The 23,430-nt window shown below is 69.7% G+C and carries 21 protein-coding genes; 7 read left to right on the plus strand and 14 right to left on the minus strand.

The window, feature by feature from the left end:
- Positions 1-65: 65 nt before the first annotated feature.
- Complete coding sequence (locus ACFUN8_RS05205) at positions 66-1,535, minus strand: hypothetical protein (protein ID WP_383631654.1); 1,470 nt, start codon at positions 1,533-1,535, stop codon at positions 66-68.
- Positions 1,536-1,664: 129 nt separating this feature from the next.
- Positions 1,665-2,609 carry an AraC family transcriptional regulator N-terminal domain-containing protein gene (locus ACFUN8_RS05210; protein WP_383631657.1) on the minus strand — a complete coding sequence of 315 codons (945 nt, stop codon included), beginning with the start codon at positions 2,607-2,609 and terminating at the stop codon, positions 1,665-1,667.
- Between the two features lie 96 nt (positions 2,610-2,705).
- Here ACFUN8_RS05210 and ACFUN8_RS05215 point away from each other — a divergent pair, with 96 nt between their 5' ends.
- On the plus strand, positions 2,706-3,713 hold the full coding sequence (locus tag ACFUN8_RS05215; protein WP_383631660.1) for an aldo/keto reductase: 1,008 nt from the start codon (positions 2,706-2,708) through the stop codon (positions 3,711-3,713).
- Between the two features lie 70 nt (positions 3,714-3,783).
- Here the strand turns inward: ACFUN8_RS05215 and ACFUN8_RS05220 are convergent, their stop codons facing one another.
- The 5 genes from ACFUN8_RS05220 to ACFUN8_RS05240 form a co-directional block, all read right to left on the minus strand.
- Positions 3,784-4,281 carry a hypothetical protein gene (locus ACFUN8_RS05220; RefSeq protein ID WP_383631663.1) on the minus strand — a complete coding sequence of 166 codons (498 nt, stop codon included), beginning with the start codon at positions 4,279-4,281 and terminating at the stop codon, positions 3,784-3,786.
- Positions 4,282-4,399: 118 nt separating this feature from the next.
- Positions 4,400-5,182 (minus strand): dienelactone hydrolase family protein, encoded by a 783-nt coding sequence (locus ACFUN8_RS05225; RefSeq protein ID WP_383631666.1) that lies wholly within the window; start codon positions 5,180-5,182, stop codon positions 4,400-4,402.
- Positions 5,179-5,511 (minus strand): hypothetical protein, encoded by a 333-nt coding sequence (locus tag ACFUN8_RS05230; RefSeq protein ID WP_383631669.1) that lies wholly within the window; start codon positions 5,509-5,511, stop codon positions 5,179-5,181. Before ACFUN8_RS05230 ends, ACFUN8_RS05225 begins: the two co-directional genes overlap by 4 nt.
- Positions 5,508-7,406: a flavin-containing monooxygenase gene (locus ACFUN8_RS05235; RefSeq protein WP_383631672.1), complete on the minus strand. Its 1,899-nt coding sequence runs from the start codon at positions 7,404-7,406 to the stop codon at positions 5,508-5,510. Before ACFUN8_RS05235 ends, ACFUN8_RS05230 begins: the two co-directional genes overlap by 4 nt.
- A gap of 50 nt (positions 7,407-7,456) precedes the next feature.
- On the minus strand, positions 7,457-8,059 hold the full coding sequence (locus tag ACFUN8_RS05240; protein WP_383631875.1) for a TetR/AcrR family transcriptional regulator: 603 nt from the start codon (positions 8,057-8,059) through the stop codon (positions 7,457-7,459).
- Positions 8,060-8,513: 454 nt separating this feature from the next.
- Between ACFUN8_RS05240 and ACFUN8_RS05245 the strand changes: the two genes are divergently transcribed.
- Positions 8,514-9,725, plus strand: a complete 1,212-nt coding sequence (locus ACFUN8_RS05245; protein WP_383631675.1) for a S8 family peptidase — start codon at positions 8,514-8,516, stop codon at positions 9,723-9,725.
- 117 nt (positions 9,726-9,842) lie between these two features.
- Here the strand turns inward: ACFUN8_RS05245 and secD are convergent, their stop codons facing one another.
- From secD to ACFUN8_RS05260, 3 genes are all read right to left on the minus strand, one after another.
- Positions 9,843-12,164 carry a protein translocase subunit SecD gene (secD, locus tag ACFUN8_RS05250; protein ID WP_383631678.1) on the minus strand — a complete coding sequence of 774 codons (2,322 nt, stop codon included), beginning with the start codon at positions 12,162-12,164 and terminating at the stop codon, positions 9,843-9,845.
- Positions 12,165-12,240: 76 nt separating this feature from the next.
- The gene (locus tag ACFUN8_RS05255) at positions 12,241-12,792 is read right to left on the minus strand and encodes a hypothetical protein (protein ID WP_383631681.1); all 552 of its coding nucleotides are present in this window, start codon (positions 12,790-12,792) and stop codon (positions 12,241-12,243) included.
- Positions 12,793-12,844: 52 nt separating this feature from the next.
- The gene (locus ACFUN8_RS05260) at positions 12,845-13,105 is read right to left on the minus strand and encodes a hypothetical protein (RefSeq protein WP_382566498.1); all 261 of its coding nucleotides are present in this window, start codon (positions 13,103-13,105) and stop codon (positions 12,845-12,847) included.
- A 289-nt stretch (positions 13,106-13,394) separates the two neighbouring features.
- Between ACFUN8_RS05260 and ACFUN8_RS05265 the strand changes: the two genes are divergently transcribed.
- A complete protein-coding gene (locus ACFUN8_RS05265; RefSeq protein WP_383631684.1) occupies positions 13,395-13,622 on the plus strand; it encodes a DUF397 domain-containing protein in 228 nt (75 codons plus the stop codon).
- A gap of 76 nt (positions 13,623-13,698) precedes the next feature.
- The gene (locus ACFUN8_RS05270) at positions 13,699-14,625 is read left to right on the plus strand and encodes a helix-turn-helix domain-containing protein (RefSeq protein ID WP_383631687.1); all 927 of its coding nucleotides are present in this window, start codon (positions 13,699-13,701) and stop codon (positions 14,623-14,625) included.
- Here ACFUN8_RS05270 and ACFUN8_RS05275 read toward each other — a convergent pair.
- Both ACFUN8_RS05275 and ACFUN8_RS05280 read right to left on the minus strand, forming a co-directional pair.
- Positions 14,606-15,457, minus strand: coding sequence for an SAM-dependent methyltransferase (locus tag ACFUN8_RS05275; RefSeq protein WP_383631690.1), 852 nt, complete (start codon positions 15,455-15,457; stop codon positions 14,606-14,608). The genes ACFUN8_RS05270 and ACFUN8_RS05275 overlap by 20 nt on opposite strands.
- Before the next feature lie 166 nt (positions 15,458-15,623).
- Positions 15,624-16,250 (minus strand): hypothetical protein, encoded by a 627-nt coding sequence (locus ACFUN8_RS05280; RefSeq protein ID WP_383631693.1) that lies wholly within the window; start codon positions 16,248-16,250, stop codon positions 15,624-15,626.
- A 361-nt stretch (positions 16,251-16,611) separates the two neighbouring features.
- On the opposite strand from ACFUN8_RS05280, the gene ACFUN8_RS05285 reads away from it, so the two are divergent.
- Positions 16,612-19,104, plus strand: coding sequence for an alpha-L-fucosidase (locus ACFUN8_RS05285; protein WP_383631696.1), 2,493 nt, complete (start codon positions 16,612-16,614; stop codon positions 19,102-19,104).
- Between the two features lie 28 nt (positions 19,105-19,132).
- Here ACFUN8_RS05285 and hypB read toward each other — a convergent pair whose 3' ends face one another.
- Together hypB and ACFUN8_RS05295 are read right to left on the minus strand one after the other, a co-directional pair.
- On the minus strand, positions 19,133-19,894 hold the full coding sequence (gene hypB, locus ACFUN8_RS05290) for a hydrogenase nickel incorporation protein HypB (RefSeq protein ID WP_383631699.1): 762 nt from the start codon (positions 19,892-19,894) through the stop codon (positions 19,133-19,135).
- Positions 19,895-19,957: 63 nt separating this feature from the next.
- Complete coding sequence (locus tag ACFUN8_RS05295) at positions 19,958-20,278, minus strand: hydrogenase maturation nickel metallochaperone HypA (RefSeq protein WP_383631702.1); 321 nt, start codon at positions 20,276-20,278, stop codon at positions 19,958-19,960.
- Positions 20,279-20,476: 198 nt separating this feature from the next.
- On the opposite strand from ACFUN8_RS05295, the gene ACFUN8_RS05300 reads away from it, so the two are divergent.
- Together ACFUN8_RS05300 and ACFUN8_RS05305 are read left to right on the plus strand one after the other, a co-directional pair.
- Positions 20,477-21,532 carry a hydrogenase expression protein HypE gene (locus ACFUN8_RS05300; RefSeq protein WP_069626194.1) on the plus strand — a complete coding sequence of 352 codons (1,056 nt, stop codon included), beginning with the start codon at positions 20,477-20,479 and terminating at the stop codon, positions 21,530-21,532.
- A 124-nt stretch (positions 21,533-21,656) separates the two neighbouring features.
- Positions 21,657-23,429: a nickel-dependent hydrogenase large subunit gene (locus ACFUN8_RS05305; RefSeq protein ID WP_382566483.1), complete on the plus strand. Its 1,773-nt coding sequence runs from the start codon at positions 21,657-21,659 to the stop codon at positions 23,427-23,429.
- Position 23,430: the final 1 nt, after the last annotated feature.

Consider the following 23,430-nt stretch of genomic DNA (forward strand, 5'->3'; position numbering starts at 1 on the left):
AGTGAAGGCGGGAACGGAGCGACCCTGCGGTCGATCGGTCCCGGGTCAGCGGGTGGACACGTTTGTCAGCGAGTGGACGTGTCGCGCGGGTGCGAGCGGTGACCACGAGGACGGCGGCCGTGCGGCATCGTGCGGCCGGACCTCGGTCCGGGCCCGACCATTCCCGCCCGGAACAGGCCGTAGACGATGCGCCGTCGCGCGGCGGCCTCCAGCTCGTCCCGAAGAGCGCCGTCGCGCAGCAGCGCGTCCGGGCCCAGCAGGCCCTCGACGACGGCCAGCGCACCCGCGGCGTCGCCGTGGTCGAGGCGTTCCCGGACACCGGGAAGGCAGTCCGGACTCCGGTGCGCCTCGTCGATCGCCCGCAGACAGGCGAGCGGAGTACCGGTCAGTGTGGCCAGCAACTCCTCCCGCCGGATCTCGACCGGGTCGTGGTCCAGCGCCGCCAACACCCCGTCGACCAGGCCGATCCGGTGCCGCGCTCCCCGGCACTCCACGAGGCGTGGCGCTCCCGCCGGTTCCGGGATCCGGGCCGGACCGGTCGACGGTGTGTGGTCCGGTACGAGTGCAGAAGCGACCAACGGGTGCAGCCGGTCGACGTCGATCGCACCGGCGCGGAGCAACTCCAGGTCGGGCAGTACCCAGGTCGACGCTTCGGGCAGGAGCGGCGGCGCGGGCGCCTGACCGGTCCTTTCCGGCGCCGCGATCCGCAGTACGGGCGGCGGTCCGCCGCCGTTGCCGTCCGCGACCAGCTCCAGGTCCAGCCACCGCCGGGCCCCGAGCCGTACGCGGAAGGCACCGGCGGACCGCCCCTCGGCCCGGAGCAGGATCCCGGCCTCGGCCGCCCACCGGTCGACGGCGCGGCGACGCTCCGGCGGCACCCTCTCCAGAACGGCCGGGTCCGCTGACCAACGGCCCGCGTGGGACGGCGAGTTGGTCCCGGAGGAAGCCCCGGACCGGATGCGCAGCTCGTCGGTCCTGCGCGCGTCCCACAGATGCCGGTGCAGGTCGAGCCGGAACCGCCGGTCGGGACGGGGATGCGGATGACGGCGTGCGCCGGCCTCGGCGAGGGATCCGTCCCACAGCGCGAGGCTGATCCGCTGACCGGCATCCGCCCACGCGGGCGGGGTCCGGACCACGAGACGCACAGATCCCGACCCGTCACCCCGGGGCCCTTCACCCCCGGGCCCGTGAGGCCCGGCGCCACCTTCGTACCGGGCCAGGACGACGGTCAGCCCCGGGCGCAGCAGGCCGTCAGGAGCGATCCTGGGCATGTGCCAGCGCAGCAGGTCGGGTGCCAACTGGCGCAGATCGGCCCGGAGTCGGGCCGCGAGTTCACGGCCGTGGGCGCGTGCCACGGAACGTGGATTGAAATCGACATCGATGCCCGCGGCGGCGCACGCCCCCGCCCAGTCGCCGACACGGCGGCGGGCGGTCGCGGTCTCGATCATGGACGGCGGCACGGCGAACTCACGCACGCGCGGCCAGAAGGAAAAGCTGACGGAGCGGGAAACCCCGTTGGCGGTCTCAGTGAGCATCAGCACTCACCTTGCGCGGACGGGTCCCCCAATCGAGCAGAGTAGGTAGTCATCGCGGTGACCATAGCGCTCCTGGCCCCGATCTGCCAGATCCTTCTTTCCGGGACTCCCGGACCGCGCCGGGCACCCTCACGATCGCCGGGCTCCCGCCAGCCGACCGCGCACGCGGGCCGCGTCCGTGGCGGGCGGCAGGCCGTAGACGCGCCGGTACTCCCGGTTGAACTGCGTCGCGCTCACATACCCGACCGCCTCCGCGACCAGCGCCGCCGTGGTGTCACCGGCGACCAACTGCCTTCGTGCCTCCTGCAGTCGGAGCTGTTTCTGGAAGCGCAGCGGGCTCATTCCCGTGGCGGTCTTGAAGTGGCGGTGGAGGGTGGCCGTGCTCATGTGCGCCACCGCCGCGATCGTGTCGACGCTCAGGGGCTCGGCGTAGTGCGCGGCGATCCACGCGGCGGCGGCGCGCACCCGGGCCGTACCGGAATCGGCCGATGTGAACCGACGCAGCATCGGACCGAGCGGGCTGCCCAGCAGGCGGTACAGGATCTCGGCCTCGAACCGGGCCGCCAGCGGGCGGATGTCGTCCGGGTTGTCCAGCAGCCGCACCCACCGGGTGACGGCATCGACGATCTCCGGCGTCATGGGGGCGGTGATCTGTCCGCCCGGACCGGGCTCGGTGCGGGGCTCCGCGCCGTCGAGTTCCAGCAGGAGATCGGTGAGCACCCGCCCGTCGAGTCGCAGCACCGTGGAGCGGTAGGGCACCTCGTGGAACACGGCGGTGACCGGCAGCACGAGCGGGTTGAAGAACATCTCGCCGCGCCCGGTCACCCAGCTCCGCTCGCCCGCGGTGGCGCCCTTGGCCCCCTTGGCGATGAAGCAGATCATCGGCTCGTACAGCAGGTCCGTGGGCGCTATGGGCTCGTCGATCGCGACCAGGACCTGCCGTGGCACGGCGCTGTCGCTCCACAGCCCGTCGCTGTGCCGGGCCACGGCCGCCGCGAGCTCGTCCAGCCGATCCGGCTGGTGAAGCGGGTCCGGACGGTCCGGCTGGTCCGGACGGTGAAGCGGGTCCGACATGGCGCACACCCTCCTCGGGCTTGGTGAGAGGATCAGGCAATTCTACGCGGCCCGCGCCCCATGATCTTCCGGGCCTCCGTCACTAGCGTCGGAGGCATGACACAGCACCATGAGAACCTTCCGCGACGCACCCTCGGCACGCAGGGCCTCCGGGTCGGGGCGATCGGCCTCGGCACGATGGGCATGACCATGGCGTACGGCGCCGGCGACGAGTCCGGCGGCACCGCCGCCATCCGCAGGGCGCACGAACTCGGCGTGACCCTCTTCGACACCGCTGAGCTGTACGGCATGGGCACCGGCAGCAACGAGCAGCTGCTGGGCCGCGCGGTGAAGGGCTTTCGCGACGACATCGTGATCGCCACCAAGTTCGGCTTCGACCTGAGTGATCCGGAGCGGTTCGGAACCGTACCGGACAGCCGTCCGGAACGTATCCGCGAGGTCACCGAGAACAGCCTTCGCCACCTCGGCACCGACCACATCGATGTGCTGTACCAGCACCGCGTGGATCCGGAAGTCGCGATCGAGGACGTCGCGGGAACGGTCGGCGAGCTGATCGCCGAAGGCAAGGTGCGTTACCTCGGACTGAGCGAGGCGGGGCCCGACATCATCCGGCGCGCCCACGCCGTCCACCCGGTGTCCGTGCTCCAGACGGAGTACTCGCTGTTCGAGCGTGCCGTGGAGGCCGATGTGCTCCCGGTGCTACGGGAGTTGGGCATCGGGTTCGTGCCGTACTCCCCACTCGGCCGGGGCTTCCTCACCGGCACGGTGAAACCGGCCGCGGAGTACCCCGCCGACGACATGCGCAGCTGGGACGACCGGTGGCAGCCCGGCAACTACGAGAAGAACCTCGCCGCGATCGGTGAACTGAACGCGCTCGCGGGCGAGTTGGGCATCGCGGTCACCCAACTCGCGCTGGCCTGGCTGCTGGCCGGGGGCGACGACATCGTGCCGATCCCGGGGACCCGCAGTCCGCTGCGCGTCGCCGAGAACACCGCGTCGGCGCACATCACGCTCTCCCCGGCGGACCTCGCGCGCGTCCAGGAGATCCTTCCGCGCGGAGCGGCGGGATCCCGCTACCCCGAGGCGATCATGCCCACCTGGTAACGGCCGCCGGCGGAACGACACCGGAACGACACCGGGCCGGCACCGACACCGGCCCGGCACCGTCGTACGGCTACGACGACGCCTGAGTGACCCGCTCGGCTATCCCCTTCTTGATCGTCACGGTGACGTCCGGGCCGCCGGCCTTCGCGTAGTCGTCCAGCTGCTCGGGGGTGCAGGTCTCCGCCTCCGGGGTCTCCGGGTCGCCGCAGATCTCGCCGCCGACGATCTCGGTGTCCTCGGCGACCCAGAAGGGACGGCCGTCGACCTCCAGCTTGCCGGGCGCCAGATAGGTGAGGGGGCCGGTGACCGTACCGTCCACACGGTTGTCGGCACCGGCTTCGTCGTCGGGGCTGTCGACGGCACCGGGATCGGCCGTAGCCTCGTCACCGGCGTCGTCTCCGGCGCCGGCGGGGGGCTCCGTGCTCGCGTCCGCACCGGCGTCGGTCGTAGAACTGGCGGCGGGAGCCGCGGACGACTCCTCAGGGCCGCACCCGGTGAGGAACAGGCCGGCGGCGGCCAGGACTCCGACGGCGGCGAGTGTGCGGGTGCGAGTGCGGCGGAGAGACATGGGGAGCCCTTTCGGCGTCGGGTCATTGTCGATCTCGAATGATCAAACGCCATGCACGGCACGCCAGTTGACCAATCGGCGCCTCTGTTGCACTGCGATGATCAACCGCGTGCTTCTGTTACAGAGCTGCCCCTCGGCGGGTCGGGAGGGCGCGGCCCAGCAGATCCAGCAGGGCCGTCCAGTGCCGCTCCGCCGCCTCGGCGTCGTACGACGAGGTGTCCGCCTGCGTATACCCGTGGTGGGCGCCCGCGTAGACCTCGGCGTGGTGGCGGACACCGGCGTCGGTGAGGGCCTTTTCGAGGCGCTCGATCTGCTCCGGGGGAAGCGCGGCGTCCTGGTCGGCGTGGCCGAAGTAGAGCTCGGCGGTGATCCGGTCGGCCCCGAGGTGCGGGCTGTCGGGCGCCTCACTGGCGAGCTGCGCGCCGTGGAAGCCGGCCATGGCCGCGACCCGGTCCGGGTACGCGACGGCGGTACGCAGCGCCAGACCGGCGCCCATGCAGTAGCCGGTGACGCCGATCGGTCCGTCGGCGGCACGGGGTTCGGCGGCCAGCCGGTCCAGGTACGCGCCGGCGTCCCGTACGGCCAGCTCCGGGGTCAGTGCCCGCATGACGGGAAGCACGGTCTGGAAGATCGCCGGACGCTGGTCGTCGCCGATGAAGTCGGGCAGTTCGACCAGCGGGGTCCGCCCGGCGCGGTAGAAGACGTTGGGGACCAGGACGGTGTAGCCCGCCGCCGCGATGCGGTCCGCCATGCCGTTGAGGCTCGGACGCAGCCCGAACGCGTCCATGTAGAGCAGGACGCCGGGGTGCGGGCCGGCGGATTCGGGGTGGACCAGATAGGCGTCGGCCGTGCCGTCGGGAGTGGGGATGTCGACGGACGAGCCGTGTACAGCGAGGGTCATCGATGTCTCAATTCCTGGGTGGAGCGGTGGTTCGGGTGGTCGAAGAGGCGGGGGCGGGCGGGCTCGCCGGGGACAGCCGCACCAGTGACCCCTCGCCGTTGGCGGAGAGGAAGGAGAGAGCCGTCCGAGGCCGCCGCCAGACCCGCGAAGAGGTCTGGTGAGCCGGCCATCCCATGTGTGAACAGGGCGACTTCGGCACGAGCGTCCACACCGGGCGGCGGTCCGACCGCCAGATCCTCGACGTCGACCCTACTCTCCCCGGTGATCAGCGACACGGCCCGCAGGGTGCGGTACTCGGTGTCCACCGTGCACAGGTTCACGTCGCTCACTCGGTCCCCTCGGCCTCGACGGCCTCCGCCTCGCCAGCCGCGGCCCCGACGGCCCCCGCCCCGACGACCTCGCTCATGCCGCCCTCCTCGCGCCAGCGTCGCAGCAGGGCGTGGAACGCGACCGGGCCTTCGCCGTACGCCTCGCTCCGCTCCCTCGGCCTGCCCTCGTTGTTGTAGTAGCCGGGCGTGCACTCGGCCTGGAACGCGTAGAGATCGGCGGCCTTCTGACGGATGGTCACCACCCACGCCGCCTCGGCCTCGGCCGACGGCTCGATGTACGGGGCCTCGCGCCTGCGCGCCTCGGCGACGACCTCCGCGACGTGCACCGCCTGTTCGTCCAGGATGTGCACGTAGTTGACGGCGCTCGCGTTCTGCAGCGGACCGAGCTGGAACAGATTGGGGAAGCCGTGGCTGTAGAACCCGTGGAGTGTCCTCGGCCCCCGCTGCCACGCCTCGGACAGGGCTACGCCGTCCCGGCCGTACACAGGGAGTTGACCGGACAGGATCCCCGAGACGCCGACCGCGAACCCGGTCGCGAAGATGACGCAGTCGACCTCGTACTCGGTCCCGCCGACCACCACCGCGTTCTCGGTGATCCGCTCGACGCCGTGGCTGTCGGCGGTGTCGACGAGGGTGACGTTGGGCCGGTTGAACGTCTGAAGGTAGTGATCACTGAACGTCGGCCGCTTGCACATGTAGCGGTACCAGGGCTTGAGCGTCTCCGCCGTCGCCGGGTCCGCCACCTCCGCGTCCACCCGGGCGCGGATCTCGTTCATCTTCCGGAGATCGACGACCTCCTCCAGCCGCTCCCGCTCGCCGGGCGGCAGATCCGTGGGGCCGGCGGCCGGAATGAGCTTCCGCTGGAGTTTGGTGCTGCTGGTCCAGCCGTCGGCGACCAGGTCTTCTTCCACCTCGCCACCGGTGACGAGCGTGAGGAAGTTGTCCCGGCGGCGCCGCTGCCAGCCCGGAGTCAGTGACTCGGCCCACCTCCGGTCCGTGGGCCGGTTGCCGCGTACGTCGACGGAGGACGGCGTGCGCTGGAACACGTACAGGTGCCCGGCGTCGGCCCCGAGGTGTGGTACGCACTGGATGGCCGTCGCGCCGGTGCCGACGACGGCCACGCGCTTGTCGGCCAGCCGATCCAGATTCCCGTCCGCGTCGCCGCCCGTGTAGGCGTAGTCCCAGCGGCTCGTATGGAACGTGTGGCCCTTGAAGGTCTCGATCCCGGGGATGCCGGGGAGCTTCGCCTGACTCAGTGTTCCGCCGGCGATCACCACGTGGCGCGCCCGTATCCGGTCCCCGCGGTCCGTGCCGACGATCCACTCCAACGCCTCGTCGTCCCAGCGGAGTTCGGTCACCCGGGTCTGGAAGCAGGCGTCACGGTAGAGATCGAAGTGGCGCCCGATCGCCCGCGCGTGCTGCCGGATCTCCTCCCCGGGCGCGTACTTCCACTTGGGTACGTAGCCGATCTCCTCCAGCAGCGGCAGGTAGATGTACGACTCGATGTCGCAGTGGATCCCGGGGTACCGGTTCCAGTACCAGGTCCCGCCGAAGTCGCCGCCCTTCTCGATCACCCGGATCGACTCCACGCCCGCCTGACGCAGCCGCGCGCCGGCGAGCAGCCCGCCGAACCCGCCGCCGACGACCGCGACGTCGATCCGGTCGGCCAGTGGCGCGCGGTCGAACTCCGTTGCCGCGTAAGGGTCGTCGGCGTAGTAGCCGAACTCGCCTTCGGTACGCCGGTACTGGCTGTTGCCCTCGGGCCGGATCCTGCGGTCGCGCTCCGCCCGGTAGCGCGCCCGTACGGCATCGAGGTCGGCGTCAAGACCGAGACCGGCGTCGAGGCCGACGTCGGCGGTCGGGTCGCCGGACGTGGGGGAGTGGGGGGTGGGCATACGTGGTGTCTTCCCGTCTCTTCTGAACGATGTGGCCGCTGTACGCGCGGCTACGAGGTGGTACGGGGTGTGACCGGCGCGGTGAGCAGGCCGACGATCGCGTCGGTCAGTGCCTCGGCCGTGCGGGCCCACGAGGAGCGCGGTGGGGCGGCGCCCTCGGCCAGGGCGCGTTCGCGTTCCGCGCAGGTGTGGGTGATCAGATGGCGGGCCATGTCCCCGCGCTCGGCCCGTACGGGGGCCGGCAGGTCTTCGAGGCAGCGGCCCAGTCCTTCGAGGGTCCGCCGCAGGGAGGTTCTGACCAGGGCCTCGTCGATGCTGATCGCGCGCAGCAGCGGGTCGATCATGACCTGGACGCCGAAGCGGGCCTGCCAGGAGGGGGTGCCGAGCGAGGCGAGATGTTCCGCCACCGGCCGTACCAGACAGCCCACCCAGTCCCGGATGTCGTCGCTGTCGCCGACCTCCGCCAGGTGCCGCCCCCGGATCCGGTCGATCTGATCGCCGTGCTTGGTGAGGATGGCGCGGATCAGGCCGGCCTTGCCGGTGAAGTGGTAGCTGACGGCGGCGACGTTGCCCTGGCCCGCCGCCTCGCAGATCTGACGGTTCGACACGGCGGACAGGCCGTGCTCCGAGAACAGCCGCTCCGCCGTCGACATGATCGCCTCACGGGTCTCCGCGACACGGTCGGCCCGCGTGGTCCTGCCGTGTCCGCCGCTCACCTCTGGCCTCCTCGAATCGTGCCGGTGCGTGGGGTCTCCGGCGCCCGCTCCAGCGGCCCCGGCCCCGTGACTCCCCGGCCCCGCGACCTTCGGCCCTTCGCAGTCAATCCGAGATCGAATAGCGAGTCAATCGACTGACTTAATACAAGCCACGCACCGACTTGATCTACGCCTCGGCTCCGACTCCGCCGTTCTCGCGACGGTCGTATTGCCTTTACGTAACGGCGAGTTGACGGAGTGTCATTCCCGTGTCGCGGTCATGACATCACCCCGGAACCGCTTGTTCCGCCCGAACGCGCAGGTCATCGTCGGTGTGCGGCGTACGACCCCGTACGCCACCCCCACCCGGCGCGTGGAAATCCAACGCGCCACCTTTCGAAGGAATCTCGCGATGGCAGCAGTACGCGACACCAAGCGGCGCATCACCGTGGCGGTCACCACCGCGGCGACCCTGGCGGCGGTACTCGGCGCGGGTCTGGCCGCACCGGCCCAGGCGGCCCCGGCCGAAGGCAGGATCCTGCACGCGGGCGCGGCCGAGGCGGTGCCCGGAAGCTACATCGTCACCTTGAAGCAGACGGCCGGACTCAAGGCGTCGACGGCCCAGGGCAAGCAGCTGATATCCGGCTACGGCGGCCAGATCAAGCGCACCTACACCTCCGCGCTCAACGGTTACGCCGCGACCCTCAGCAGCGCCGAGGCGAAGCGGCTCGCCGCCGACCCGGCGGTCGCGCGGGTCGAGCAGGACCAGAAGGTCCACTCGACCGCCACGCAGACCAACGCCCCCTGGGGTCTCGACCGCATCGACCAGCCGAACCTCCCGCTGAACGGTACGTACAACTACCCGGACTCGGCCGGCGGCAACACCACCGTCTACGTCCTGGACACCGGCGTACGCATCACCCACCAGCAGATCAGCGGCCGGGCCTCGTACGGCTGGGACTTCGTCGACAACGACGCCACCGCCCAGGACGGCGCCGGCCACGGCACGCACGTCGCCACGACCGTCGCCGGCACCACCTACGGCGCGGCGAAGAAGGCGAAGATCGTCGCCGTGCGTGTCCTCGGCAACAACGGCTCCGGTACGACCGCCGGAGTCATCGCCGGCGTCGACTGGATCACCGCCAACCACGTCGCCTCCTCCGTCGCGAACGTCTCGCTCGGCGGCGGGCCCAGCACCACGCTGGACGACGCGGTGCGCAGATCCATCGCGTCCGGGGTGACGTACTCCATCGCGGCCGGCAATTCGGGCGCGCTCGCGTCCAACTACTCGCCCGCCCGGGTGGCCACCGCGATCACCGTCGGCGCCACGACCCGGACGGACGCGCGGGCCACGTACTCCAACTACGGCCCCACCGTGGACATCTTCGCGCCCGGCTCCGACATCACGGCCGGCTGGAACACCTCGGACAGCGCCACCTACACCGGTAACGGCACCTCCTTCGCCGCGCCGCACGTCTCGGGCGCCGCCGCGGTCTACCTGACGAACCACCCGGGCGCCTCCCCGGCGGCCGTCGCCACCGCGCTGGTGAACGGGGCGACGTCCAACGTCATCTCGGGCGTCGGCACCGGCTCCCCGAACAAGCTGCTCAAGCTCGTCCCGTAACGAGAACGGTCCTACCACCGCACACCGCACCACCGCACACCGGACCGACGCACCACCGCTCGACGACCGGGGACCCGGGCGTGGGAATGCCTCCCACGCCCGGGTCCCCGGCCCGCGTCACACCCGGGCCCCGTTGTCGGCGACCCGACCGCGACCCGGCAGCGGTCGCGTACGGCCGTCGCCACGCCGGGACCGCCGCGCCGGCGGACCTCCCTTCCCACGCGACTCCATCGCGAGCGCGATCGGCACAGCCGTGAACACGGAGGAGTACGTCCCCACACAGATACCGACGACCAGCGCCAGCGCGAAGTCCCGGAGCGAGTCCCCGCCGAGCACCGCCAGGGCCGTGAGAATGAACAGCGCGCCCATCCCCGTGTTCACCGTCCTGGGCACGGTCTGCAGTACGGCGGTTCGCGCGGCCGGCAGCAGCGGACTGTTGGGCTTCCTCGCCCACAGCTCACGGACCCGGTCGAAGACCACGACCGAGTCGTTGACCGAGTAGCCGATGACGGTGAGCAGCGCGGCCAGGAAGATCCCGTCGACGGGACGGCCCAGCCAGGCGAAGACGCCGACCAGGATCACCACGTCGTGCACCAGCGCGGTCACCGACGCCACCGCGAACGACCACCGGAACCGCACCGACAGATAAAGGAGTTGGGCCCCGACGGCGATCCCCAGCGCGATGAGCGCGTGGCGCCTCAGCTCGTCGCCGAGGCTGGGGCCGATCAGGTCGTCCCGTACCTTCGTGGTCGGTCCGCCCTCCTCGGTCAGGGCGCTTCTGATGGCCGCCTCGGCCCGCTCGCCCGTATCCCCGGTACGTACCGACAGCTCCCGCTCGCCCGACGTGGTGACGTCCGCGTCGGCGAACCCCGCGCCGGCCAGGGCCGTACGAGCCGTGTCGACGTCGACCGGCCGGCTCGTCGTGTACTCCATGAGCCGCCCGCCGGTGAACTCCACCCCGAGATTCAGCCCGCGCAGCGTGACTCCCAGGACGGCGAGGGCCACCACGACCGTCGAGACCACCAGCCACCGCCGCGACCTGCGGAACAGTTGCGGGGCGCGCCGGGTCAGATACGTACGGACCCGGCCCGGCAGGCCGATTCCGTTGACGCGGGGGAAATCGGTGACGAAGCGGGAGCGCGCCGCCAGCTCCGTCAGCGCCCGCGCGATGACCAGGGCGGAGAACATCGACACGAGGACACCGATGGCGAGCGTGACACCGAACCCCTTCACCGGCCCCGATCCGAGGCCGAAGAGGAGGCCCGCGGCGAGCAGCGTCGTCACGTTGGAGTCGAGGACCGCGGTGCGGGCGTTACGGAATCCGGCGGCCAGCGCGGACCGCAGGGTGCGGCCGGACCGGCTCGCGTACTCCTCCCGCGCCCGTTCGAAAGCCAGCACGTTGGCGTCCACGGCCATACCGATGGCGAGGACGAAACCGGCCAGCCCGGGGAGCGTCAGCGTGACGCCGAGCGCGACCAGGGCGGCGTACGAGATCAGCGCGTACCCGGCCAGGGCCAGCGACGCGAGGCCGCCGAAGAGGCGGTACACGAAGGTGATGAACAGGGCGGTCAGGCCGGCGCCGATCACCGCCGCCCGGGCGCTCGCGCTGATCGCCTCGGCGCCCAGCGTCGGTCCCACGGTGCGCTGTTCGGCGACCTCGACCGGTACGGGCAGGGCCCCGCCCTTGATCAGCAGTGCCAGGTTCTTGGCCTCGTCGGCGGAGAACGACCCGCTGATCCGGGTCGTGCCGGACGGCAGTCCGGCACCGCAGTCCACCGAAGGGCTCACCCGCGGTGCGGAGATCACCTGGTCGTCCAGCACGATGGCGACCCGGCGCCGCTCGTCCTGGGGCGGATGGCAGGCCGCCTCTCCGGTGAGACGCGTCCAGGCGCGGGACGCGTCGCCACGGAAGTCGAGGGAGACGAACCAGCCCGCTCCCCGCTGCCCGTCGAACTCCGCGCGGGCGTCCTTCACACCGGCGCCCGAGAGGTCCGAGGGGCCGAGCCTGAGCTTCTGCCCGCTCTCGTCGGGCAGCACCAACTCCTCCGGGGACCCCGGCCGGTCCGGGGCGGAAGCGCCGTCGGCGGCGACGCCGTTGACGGGATGGAAGGTCAACTGGGCGGTCCGGCCCAGCACCTCGGCGGCCTCGCGCGGATCGGTCACATCGGGAAGTTCGACGAGAACACGGTCCTCGCCGGACCGGGTGACGGTCGGCTCCGAGACCCCGAGCGCGTCGATCCGCCGGCGCAGGACCTCCGCCGTACGGTCGGTGCTCTCCCGGTCCGCCTTCGCGGTCGGTGAGTCCTTGGCCTGGAGAACGAGCCGGGTGCCGCCCTGCAGATCGAGCCCCAGCCTGGGGCTCATGGTCAGAGTGATGAACAGCGATACGAGCAGGACGACCGCAGCCAGAACTGCCCGCACCGTGGTGGCGCGAGTCATGGGAATCCTCCGGGAGGGCGCCGGAACGCGCCGCCCCACGGCGGGAATCGGGCCTGGCTCTCAGGCCCGCCCACCTCTACCGAGGGCGGTGCACCGGCGCGGAAACGGGACAGTGCGGATGACTGCTCCCGGAGGGAGGCCCACGGACGTCCGGCAGGCCCGAGAGATTGGTGGTCGGCGCGGCGACACCGGCGGGGGCACCGCGCTCCACGACGGCGCGGGGGACGGAAAGTGCCGTGGGGACCGGCAGCGCGCCGCTGTCGGGCTGCGGCGAGTGCTGCTGCGTACGCTGCTCGCCGGGTGCCCACAGGATCAGACCGGCCGGGGTGCTCGCGGCGCGGGGTGACTGACCCCGTACGTCGCGGGAGCGCTCGGCGCGCGTCGGCCGGTCGGCCTGCTGGGGGAGTGTCCGCTGTACGGGGGTGGCCGCCGCGGCGCCGGCGCTCGCGCCCATGGTGCCGAGCGCGGACGCCGGAGCGGGAGACACCAGCGTGACGACACCGAGAAGCAGCGCCGACAGCACCCCCGCGGCACGCTGCCGGACTCCCCAAGCCGTCCGCCGCACCCGTGAGTTCATCGGCGCGGGGCTCGCGCGACGGGCGCGCGGCTTCCGTGCCTGGACATTCACCGTCACAACGTACCTGGTGCCGGCCGAGGGGGTGTGTCCCTTGCCAGAGCGGTCAGATGAGGGCGGCGCGTACGTCGGCGAGCGCCTCGTCGAGCGTGTCGGCGGTGTTCTCGTGGCCGCTGAACCCCTCGTCCTCGGCGGGGTCGACGGTCCATCCCCAGCCGCTCTCCGGGTGCCCGTCGATCGTCGCCGCGTGTTCGCCCTTGGTGAGGGTGATCGAGAGATTGCCCGCCGGGAAGGCGGTCACCTCGGCGTGCGCGCTCTCGCCGAACGCGTGATGGATGGCGTCGCGGGCTTCCTGCTCCGTGGTCATGGCTGCTCCTGAATGATCGGCGGTCGGTTACGGCCGGCGGACTCGGCGAGGCTAATCGAACATTCTTCTCCAGGCTGATGCCGCGCTCGGCGCTACTTCGCGATCACTCTTCAGGGGGACAGCTCCGTTCGAGTGTCCCGGTCTACCATCGCCGTGTTCCTGCCCGTGCAATTGCATGACGGGATTGCACGGGCCCCCTGTCTGCGGCTTCATCGCCGAGAGGACGGGAAGTCGACAGGGGGTCGACAAGAAGTCGGTTTCTTTCGTACACACAGCCAGGGAGAAGCGTATGGACGGATATCGCAACGGTGTCTCCGCGGGTTCCATCACGGCGGACTGGATCAAGAGCGAGAAGAGTTCGGCCAACGGTCAGTGCGTCGAACTCGCCTCCCTGCCGGGCGGTAAGGTGGCGATGCGCAACTCGACCGATCCCGACGGGCCGGCGCTGATCTTCGAGGCGCCTGAGATGGAAGCCTTCCTGGACGGTGCGAGGAAAGGCGAGTTCGACACCCTGTAGTTCAACTGGTCTGGTTTGAATGCCAGTTCGGTGGGACACGCGTGCTTCGCCGTGCCATGATGAGCCACGCTTATTCATGAACGGAGCACGCGTGTCCCAGCAACCTGATAGCCCGGTCCCGCTTTACGGCCCCGTTTTCCTTCGACCGGGTCTCAATCCGACAGCGGCCGGTATCGTGCTCGGCGCGGAACTGCGCAGAATGCGTGAGGCGCGTAATCTCACCGCCACCCGCTCGGGGAAATTGATCAACGCCTCGGTTTCCAAGGTGAGTCGGCTCGAACGGGCGTTGAGCCCGCCGGATCTGCGGGACGTCGAAGTCCTCGCCGCCAAGTACGGGGCGAACGCGACCGAGCGCGCCCAGCTGAGGCGCCTCGCCCAACGCGCCCTGGAACCGGAGTGGTTCGACCGCTACGCGGACTACGCGGCCTCGTGGATGCAGCGGCTGATCGCGCTGGAGTCCGACGCCGTGTACTTCTGCACCTACGAAGCCCGGATCGCACCCGGGCTCCTCCAGACCGCCGCGTACGCGCGGCAGATCATCAGCGACGGCCTCCGCGTCTCCGAGGGCGACCAGGTGGAGCAGCGTGTCGAGCTGCGGGCGGAGCGCCAGCGGCGGTTCTTCGAGCAGCCCGAGCCGCCCAGGGGGAAGTTCCTCCTCGACCAGTCCGTACTGCTCCGCCAGGTCGGCACCCGACAGACCATGGCCGAGCAACTGCGCAAGCTCCTGGACTACAGCGACCGGCCCGGTGTCAGCATTCAGTTCGTCCCGCTGAACAGCAGCGTCGTGTCCAACCACGGCTCCATGGCGCACCTGCGCTTCGGCCCCCTCGGTCCACCCGCCATGGTGTATGTCGAGGGGGACGACGACGCGACGTACTACGTCAAGCCGGACGAGGTGGAACGCCGGGTGGAGCTGATGCTGCGCCTCAGCCATGAGGCGGCCGCCTCATGGCGGGACAGCCGGGCCATACTGCGGGACGCCGTCAAGCGGTACGAGGACTAGGAACCGTGCCCGGCCGGCTCGGCGCCACCTTCGCCGGCACCTCGGCCAGACCGCCGTACTCCGTCCATTCGATGCTGCGCTGCCGTTGCTGCAGTTCGGAGTTCGGACGCCAGTCCGTGACATCGACCAGACCGGGCGGCTGAATCAGCAGACCGTCGAAGTACCGGTCCACCTCCGCCCGTTCGCGGACCTGGCCCCAGCGGCCGTGGGTCTGCTCCAGCATCATCTCCGTCACCTGGCGCCGCAGTTCGGCGTCGTCGCTGACCAGTTGGCAGATCACCACGAAGCTGCCGGGCCGCAGGCGGTCCACGACACGTGTGACCAGGTCGCCCGGTCCGGCGCTGTCGGGGATGCAGTGCAGGACGGAGTTGAAGAGGACACCGACCGGCTGATCGAGGTCGATGAGCCGCTTGAAGTCGGCGTGCTCCAGGATGTGGTCGGTCTCCAGCATGTCCGACGCGATGACCACGCTCTGGTCGTTCTCGTCGAAGACAGCCTGACCGTGCGCGAGGACAACGGGGTCGTCGTCGACATAGACGACATGTGACCGGGGGTCCACGGCCTGGGCGATCTGATGGACGTTGTTCTGCGTCGGCAGACCGGAGCCGAAATCGACGAACTGCCGAATTCCGTGCTCCTCGGCCATCACGCGCACCACACGTTCCAGGAACCAGCGGTTGTTCCGGGCGAGTTCCTTCGTGGTCGGTGCGACCTTCAGAAGCTGCTCGGACGCCTGCTGGTCGACCTCGTAGTTGTAATGGCCGCCCAGCAGCCAGTCGTACATTCGCGCCGCACTGGGAACGGATAAATCGACACGCCTGTTGTCCGCCAAGGGACAGACTCCTCCCGGTTCGAGCCCCGATCTCGCCAGGGAATACGAACCCATCCTAGGAGGGCGGCCCAAGGCGCACCACCACTTCGCGGGGTGATGATGGCGAAGGGTGGCGCGAACCGGGCGCGCGACATGTGGCCGTTCGCGCCCCGGAGTTGGACGTGCGTCACGGACGAGAAGTGTGTTGCCTCAGTTGTTGGAGTGTCGTGGGGGAGAGTTGCCGCTGGACGGTCAGAAGGGACGCGGCCACCGCCGGCGGTTCGATGCCCATCAGATCGGCGATGGCCGCGGCGGTCATGAACAGCCGCCACCTCAGCAGAGCGATGTCCGCGTGGTCCTGGGGGAGGGTGTCGTACAGTCGCGCGACGGCCGGATCCTGCCCTCCGGCTCCTCCGGCTCCTCCGGCTCCTCCGGCACCGGGGCTCGCGGCCTGGATCTGCGCGCGCAGTTGCCGCCACGCGTCGGCCGTGGGACGGGCGTTCCGCAGAAGGTCGCTCCACCGGCCGCCGACGGCGGTGATGGTCGCCTCGACGGCGGCCCGGCTCGCGGTCTCGTCGACCAGTCTCGCCTGTGCGTAGCGGAGATAGTCGGGCCGGTGCAGCTGAACAAAGGCGGCGAGGCCGAGAAGGCTGTGCTGGTCCGCCGGCCGACCGGGAATCGCTGCGGAAATGCTGAGCGCACTGATATCGTGCGATTGCCCGGAGGACGGATCTATCCAACCTCGGCGAAATTGGTCAAGCATCAGTTCTCCGCTTTTGATCGCTTCGCACCCTGGGTTCTGGCTGGTATCCATTCCCCGGGGCGGGCTCCTTACCGGGAGCTGAAATGACCGTACCGTGTGTCACTCCGCGGCCGTCCTGAATAGCCCCTCATGCAAAGTCAGATTTCCTCGGATGCGCCAAAGGGCATCTCTCGTCCCTGAGTTCGAAACTCGATTCGAATATCGCCTTCCCTTTTCGCGCGGGTGAGTCGTTTTCTTTTCGAATTCGATCGACAGTGGTGAACCTGTCGCGTCGGAGGGGGTGACGGGCGGCCAGCTCACCTCTAACATCCGATGTGTTGGTTCGGTCGGTGGTCAAATCTGGGCGCAAAGTACCCAATTGGGCCTTCGGGGTCGGATGTATCCACGGGATCGCTCGCGGAGGAGTGTCGGAATGCGCAAGGTGATCGGCGTCGTGCTCGCGTTGCTGCTCGCGGCCGGGGCGGTGGCGACGAGCCCGCCCGCGGCGGTCGCCACCCCGACGGACCGGCCCGACGGGCCGTCCGTCCGCGGCATACCGGGCGCGATCGACCTCAGCGCCGACGAAGACCTCGCGGCCTGGCAGCGGCTCCAGTTCGGGATGTTCATCCACTGGGGTCTCTTCTCCGAGCTGGGCGGCGTCTGGAAGGGCGAACCGGTCACCTCCGGGTACAGCGAGCAGATCCAGATGTGGGCCGACATCTCCGAGGAGGAGTATCTGGACGTCGCCGCCCGCTTCCGGCCCGACCGTTTCGACCCCGCCGAGATCTGCTCGCTCGCCAAGCGCGCCGGTATGCGCTACGTCGTCATCACCAGCAAGCACCACGACGGCTTCTCCATGTTCGACACCGCCACCACCGACTACGACGTGACGGACGCGACCCCGTACGGCAAAGACCCCCTGAAGGCGCTCGCCGACGAATGCCGGAGCCAGGGACTGAAGTTCGGCTTCTACTTCTCCCTGGTGGACTGGCACCAGGGCCATGACTTCGACGGTGGCAACAACAATCCGATACCCGCCTCGATGGAACCCGTGATCAAGGCGCAGATCCGCGAGCTGATGACCGACTACGGCGACATCGCCGAGGTGTGGTTCGACATGTCGTCACCCACCGACACACAGAGCGAGGAGTTCGCCGGCATCGTCCGCGAACTCCAGCCGAAAGCGGCGGTCAACAGCAGGGTGTGGAACAACAAGGGCGACTTCCGCACCCTCGGCGACAACGAGATTCCCTCCGTGGCACTCGACGGCGCCTGGCAGACCCCCGCGTCGATCTACCACGACACCTGGGGCTACCGGAGCTGGCAGGTCCGCGACGACCTGCCCGGCAAGATTCGGGACCTCGTTGTTGGACTCACCGGCGTACGGGCCCGTGGCGGCAACTATCTGCTCAACATCGGCCCACGCGGCGACGGTTCGGTCGTCGAGTTCGAGGCGGACGTCCTGCGCGGCATGGGCGACTGGCTCGCCCGCCACCCCGACGCCGTGCTCGACGCGTCCGCCACCCGCTTCGGCGGACAGCCCTGGGGCGAGGTGACGGTCAAGGGACGCGACCTGTTCCTGCACGTCACCGACTGGCCGGAGACGGGTGAACTGCGCCTGCCCGGCCTGGCCACCTCCGTACGGGAGGCCCGCGAGGACGGAGCGGCGGAACGGCTCGACTGGCGGAAGGACGGAGACGACCTCGTCGTCACGCTGCCGGAGACACCACGCGACCAGGTGCTCCCCGTGGTCAAGGTCGAACTCGGCGGCGAGCTGCGGATCATCCCGCCGAGCACCGTCTCCCTCGGCCGCGACGGGGCCGTCGCCCTCGGCGCGGCGGACATCGAGCAGGGCTACAGCTACGCCGACGACGGCAGCTACCCCACCACCCGGCGGACCACCGTGCGTCACACCGCGTACGTCACCGCCGACCACGCCGGGCAAGTGTCGCTGGCGGTACGGGGAGAGGCCCGCCCGGACGCGCTCTACCGCCTCCAGGTCGGTTCACGGGCCCGGCTGGTGAAGGGCGAGGACCTGACCCGCGAGGCCGCCGGCCCCTTCACCGTACGACCCGGCCAGGTCACCCCCGTAACCCTCACCCTCGCGCGGCCGGACCACGCGGGCGAGGACCTCGGGCTACGCCTCGACGCGCTGCTCGTCGCCCCCACCGGAAGCGTCGTCTCCTGGGCCCGGCCGCCGGCCCGGCTCACCGTCGGCACGGTGACGGACGTCCCGGTCCAGGTGACGAACCTCGGCCGGACCGCGGCGCACGGCACCCTCGCGCTGCGGGCGCCCGCCGGGTGGACCACGGGCGGGGGAGCGAAGTTCAGCGGCCTGGGGGCGGGCCGCACCCACACCGTCTCGGCCCCCGTGTCCGTGCCGACGGAGACCGGGACCGGCCCGGCCGCACTCGAAGCGGTCGTGACCGGCGGCGGACGGAAGGTACTCGAACTCACCAGCCACGTCGAGGTCGTACTGCCCAATGTGGCGCGCGGCAGGACGGCGACCCAGTCGAGCACGGCGTGGGACGGGGTCGCCGGCCGCGCGGTGGACGGGAACACCGCGGGGGACTATCTGCGCGACAACACCACGACCCACACCGCGGAACCCTCCCGCGAGGCGTGGTGGCAGGTCGATCTGGAGCGGTCCCACACCATCGACACCGTCGAGATCTGGAACCGCACCGACTGCTGCGCGGAACGCCTCGCGGACTACTGGGTGCTGGTCTCCGACACCCCGTTCACCTCGGACTCACTGGAGGAGGCGCGCACCGCACCGGGTGTGACCGCCGTCCACCGCGAGGACCGGGCGGGGCGCCCGACGAGCGTCGAACTCGCCGGGGCGAAAGGCCGCTACGTACGCGTCCAGCTCGCGTCCCCGACGAACCCGCTGTCCTTGACGGAGGTCGCCGTCAGGGCCAGATAGCGGCTCGCGACCCCGCGCGTGAGCCCGCTCAGTACTGCTCGGCGATCCAGTCGTACCAGTCCCGCATCCCCTCACCGGTGGTCGCCGACACGGCGAGCAGCCGCAGGCCCGGGTTGACGGAGCGGGCGTACTCCTCGCAGCGGGCCATGTCGAAGTCGACGTACGGCAGGAGGTCGATCTTGTTGATGATCACCAGGTCCGCGGCTGCGAACATATAGGGGTACTTGAGCGGCTTGTCCGTGCCCTCGGTGACCGAGATGATCACGACCCGGCTGCGCTCGCCGAGGTCGAAGAGGGCGGGGCAGACCAGATTGCCGACGTTCTCGACCAGGACGAGCGATCCGGACTCCGGCGTCAGGGTCGTGAGCGCGTCCCGCATCATCTCCGCGTCGAGATGGCATCCCGCGCCCGTGTTGACCTGGACGACGGTGCTGCCGGCGCGCTTGATCCGCTCGGCGTCGAGCATCGTCTCCTGGTCGCCCTCGATGACCGCGACCGGGCGGTGGCCGACGAAGTCCCTGATGGTGCGTTCGAGGAGAGTGGTCTTGCCGGCGCCGGGCGAACTCATCAGGTTCACCGCCACGATGCCCTGTTCGGCGAGCCAGGCGCGGTTACGGGTCGCCAGGTCCTCGTTCTTGGCGAGGACCCGCTGTTCGAGGGTGATGGTCTCGCCGCCGTCCGCCGCCCCGCGGATCGCGGTCGGCCGGGCGTGACCGTGGTGTTCGTCGTGGCCGTGATCGTGGCCGTGGCCGTGGCCGGGATCGCCGTCGTGCGGGTGGGTGTGGGGCACGGCGACTCGCGTCCCGCCGCCCCCCGCGCTTCCGTCCGAGCAACCGCACGTACCGCACATAGGTCAGCCCACTCTCATGGAGATGATCTGTAGTTCCTGGCCCGACGTGATCTCCACATCGGCGCTCCCGCACGGACACAGCAATACAAGATCCGCCAGGGTGAAGTCCTCCGAACACGCCCGGCAGCGCGCCGTTCCCGGAGGTTGCTCGATTTCGAGCGTCGCGCCCGCCGCGACCGTGCCCGCGGTGGTCAGATCGAAGCAGAAGCGCATGGAGTCGGGCACCACCGCGGTCAGCATTCCCACCCGGACACTGACGGTATGCACCGGCCTTCCGGCGGCGCGCTCGCATACCGCGTCGACAATGCTCTGCGTGATCGACAATTCATGCATCGACTGGCCGGCCTTTCCCAAGTCACCCAATTGGCCCAGCCCCGGCCGGGCGAAACAGGTAGGGCCGCCCGGACGAAACTCGTGTTGACAGAACGCTCGGGCCGATCCTAGATGGTAGCAATGTGAGCGACGCCACACCCATGAGATTCGTGGGTATCGGGTGGACCAATCCCGGAAGGCAGCGGTGCTATGCCGACAGAAGCGGCGAAAAAAGCCGAGGACACGCTGATTCACGTGCTGTGGATCAATGCCGGACTGAGCTGTGACGGGGACTCGGTCGCACTGACCGCCGCGACCCAGCCCAGCATCGAGGAAATCGCACTCGGCGCGCTGCCCGGCCTTCCGCAGATCGCCGTCCACTGGCCGCTGATCGATTTCGAATGCGGCCCCAACGGCGGCGCCGACGACTTCCTGGAGTGGTTCTTCAAGGCGGACCGCGGGGAGCTGGAGCCTTTCGTCCTGGTCGTCGAAGGCTCGATTCCCAACGAGAAGCTGCACGACGAGGGTTACTGGTCGGGCTTCGGCAACGACCCGGCGACCGGCCAGCCCATGACCACCAGCGAGTGGCTCGACCGGCTGACGCCCAAGGCCACGGCGGTCGTCGCGGTCGGCACCTGCGCCACGTACGGCGGCATCCACGCCATGGCGGGCAACCCCACCGGCGCCATGGGCGTGCCGGACTACCTGGGCTGGGACTGGAAGTCCAAGGCCGGGATCCCCATCGTGTGCGTCCCCGGCTGCCCCATCCAGCCGGACAACCTCTCCGAGACGCTCACCTATCTGCTCTACATGGCCACCGACCAGGCCCCGATGATCCCCCTCGACGACGAACTGCGTCCGACCTGGCTATTCGGCCAGACCGTGCACGAGGGCTGCGACCGGGCCGGCTACTACGAGCAGGGCGACTTCGCCACGGAGTACGGCTCGCCCAAGTGCATCGTGAAGCTGGGCTGCTGGGGTCCGACCGTGAAGTGCAACGTGCCCAAGCGCGGCTGGATGAACGGCATCGGCGGCTGCCCCAACGTCGGCGGTATCTGTATCGGCTGCACCATGCCCGGATTCCCCGACAAATTCATGCCGTTCATGGACGAGCCCCCGGGCGGGAAGCTCTCCACGAATGCCGTCGGCCTGTACGGGGCGACGATGCGGCGCCTGCGCCACATCACCACCCACACCCTCGACCGCGAGCCGAAGTGGCGTAAGCGCGGCAAGGAACTCACCACCGGCGCCACCCGCAACTGGTAATCCGGAGAATGCCCCATCGGCCACCGATCCGGCGGCCGATGGGGCTCTCGGCTGGTAACCACCCGGCAGCACCTGGCAATTCACCGCTCCACGACATCGCGAAACGGAAAGAAGAGGCGGACCCATGACGGCGACGAGCCAGGGAAAAGACGAACTGGTGGAGATGGCGTGGGATCCCATCACCCGAATCGTCGGGAGTCTGGGTATCTACACGAAGATCGACTTCAAGCAGAAGGTCGTCGCCGAGTGCCACAGCACCAGCTCGATCTTCCGCGGCTATTCGGTCTTCATGAAGGGCAAGGACCCGCGCGACGCCCACTTCATCACCAGCCGGATCTGCGGAATCTGCGGTGACAACCACGCCACCTGTTCCTGTTACGCGCAGAACATGGCGTACGGCGTGAAGCCGCCGCACCTCGGTGAGTGGATCGTGAATCTCGGCGAGGCCGCCGAGTACATGTTCGACCACAACATCTTCCAGGAGAATCTGGTCGGGGTCGACTACTGCGAGAAAATGGTCGCCGAGACCAATCCCGGCGTACTCGAACAGGCAAACCGCACCGCGTCGCCCCACGCGGAGGACCACGGGTACAAGACCATCGGCGACATCATGCGGTCGCTGAACCCCTTCACGGGCGAGTTCTACCGCGAGGCCCTTCAGGTCAGCCGGATGACCCGCGAGATGTTCTGCCTCATGGAGGGCCGCCATGTGCACCCCTCCACGCTCTACCCCGGCGGGGTGGGCACGGTGGCGACCATCCAGCTCATGACGGACTACATCACCCGGCTCCAGCGCTACGTGGAGTTCATGAAGAAGGTCGTGCCCATGCACGACGACCTCTTCGACTTCTTCTACGAGGCGCTGCCCGGCTACGAGCAGGTCGGCAACCGCCGGATCCTGCTCGGCTGCTGGGGCTCCTTCCAGGACCCGGAGCACTGCAACTTCGAGTACAAGGACATGACCGACTGGGGTCGGAAGATGTACGTGACCCCCGGTGTCGTCGTGGACGGCAAGCTCGTCACCACGGACCTGGTGAAGATCAACCTCGGCATCCGCATCCTGCTCGGCTCGTCGTACTACAACGACTGGGACGAGCAGGAGATGTTCGTGACCCACGACCCGCTCGGCAACCCGGTCGACAAGCGGCACCCGTGGAACCAGCACACCAACCCGCAGCCGCAGAAGCGCGACCTCGGCGACAAGTACAGCTGGGTCATGTCGCCGCGCTGGTTCGACGGCAAGGACTACCTCGCGCTCGACACCGGCGGCGGCCCGCTCGCCCGGCTGTGGGTCACCGCGCTAGCCGGTCTCGTCGACATCGGCTACATCCAGGCCACCGGCAACAGCGTGAAGATCAACCTCCCCAAGACCGCGCTCAAGGGCCCGGTCGAGCTGGAGTGGCACGTCCCGCGCTGGAGCAACACCATCGAGCGCAACCGGGCGCGGACCTACTTCCAGGCGTACGCGGCGGCCTGCGCCCTGCACTTCGCCGAGAAGGCGCTCGTGGAGATCCGGGCCGGCCGCACCAAGACGTGGGAGAAGTTCGAGGTCCCGGAGGAGGCCGTCGGCTGCGGCTTCACCGAGGCCGTACGCGGTGTGCTCTCGCACCACATGGTGATCAAGGACGGCAAGATCGCCAACTACCACCCGTACCCGCCGACCCCGTGGAACGCGAGCCCGCGTGACACCTACGGGACGCCGGGGCCCTACGAGGACGCGGTGCAGGGCCAGCCGATCTTCGAGGAGAACGACCGGGAGAACTTCAAGGGCATCGACATCATGCGTACGGTCCGCAGCTTCGACCCCTGTCTGCCCTGCGGCGTGCACATGTATCTCGGTGAGGGCAAGAAGCTGGAGCTGCTGCACTCGCCCACGCAGTCCGCGGGCAGTGAGTGAC

The sequence above is a fragment of the Streptomyces sp. NPDC057307 genome, from assembly GCF_042667665.1.
Lineage (GTDB): Bacteria > Actinomycetota > Actinomycetes > Streptomycetales > Streptomycetaceae > Streptomyces.

Excerpts from the sequence above, each read along its gene's own strand:
- ACFUN8_RS05205 (WP_383631654.1), bottom strand. The coding sequence starts at position 1,535 with ATGCTCACTGAGACCGCCAACGGGGTTTCCCGCTCCGTCAGCTTTTCC.
- ACFUN8_RS05210 (WP_383631657.1), bottom strand. The coding sequence starts at position 2,609 with ATGTCGGACCCGCTTCACCGTCCGGACCAGCCGGACCGTCCGGACCCG.
- ACFUN8_RS05235 (WP_383631672.1), bottom strand. The coding sequence starts at position 7,406 with ATGCCCACCCCCCACTCCCCCACGTCCGGCGACCCGACCGCCGACGTC.
- ACFUN8_RS05270 (WP_383631687.1), top strand. The coding sequence starts at position 13,699 with ATGAACGGAGCACGCGTGTCCCAGCAACCTGATAGCCCGGTCCCGCTT.
- ACFUN8_RS05240 (WP_383631875.1), bottom strand. The coding sequence starts at position 8,059 with ATGTCGACGGCGGAGCGGCTGTTCTCGGAGCACGGCCTGTCCGCCGTG.
- ACFUN8_RS05305 (WP_382566483.1), top strand. The coding sequence starts at position 21,657 with ATGACGGCGACGAGCCAGGGAAAAGACGAACTGGTGGAGATGGCGTGG.
- ACFUN8_RS05245 (WP_383631675.1), top strand. The coding sequence starts at position 8,514 with ATGGCAGCAGTACGCGACACCAAGCGGCGCATCACCGTGGCGGTCACC.
- ACFUN8_RS05260 (WP_382566498.1), bottom strand. The coding sequence starts at position 13,105 with ATGACCACGGAGCAGGAAGCCCGCGACGCCATCCATCACGCGTTCGGC.
- ACFUN8_RS05280 (WP_383631693.1), bottom strand. The coding sequence starts at position 16,250 with ATGGATACCAGCCAGAACCCAGGGTGCGAAGCGATCAAAAGCGGAGAA.
- ACFUN8_RS05300 (WP_069626194.1), top strand. The coding sequence starts at position 20,477 with ATGCCGACAGAAGCGGCGAAAAAAGCCGAGGACACGCTGATTCACGTG.
- ACFUN8_RS05285 (WP_383631696.1), top strand. The coding sequence starts at position 16,612 with ATGCGCAAGGTGATCGGCGTCGTGCTCGCGTTGCTGCTCGCGGCCGGG.
- secD (WP_383631678.1), bottom strand. The coding sequence starts at position 12,164 with ATGACTCGCGCCACCACGGTGCGGGCAGTTCTGGCTGCGGTCGTCCTG.
- ACFUN8_RS05225 (WP_383631666.1), bottom strand. The coding sequence starts at position 5,182 with ATGACCCTCGCTGTACACGGCTCGTCCGTCGACATCCCCACTCCCGAC.
- ACFUN8_RS05220 (WP_383631663.1), bottom strand. The coding sequence starts at position 4,281 with ATGTCTCTCCGCCGCACTCGCACCCGCACACTCGCCGCCGTCGGAGTC.
- ACFUN8_RS05215 (WP_383631660.1), top strand. The coding sequence starts at position 2,706 with ATGACACAGCACCATGAGAACCTTCCGCGACGCACCCTCGGCACGCAG.
- ACFUN8_RS05265 (WP_383631684.1), top strand. The coding sequence starts at position 13,395 with ATGGACGGATATCGCAACGGTGTCTCCGCGGGTTCCATCACGGCGGAC.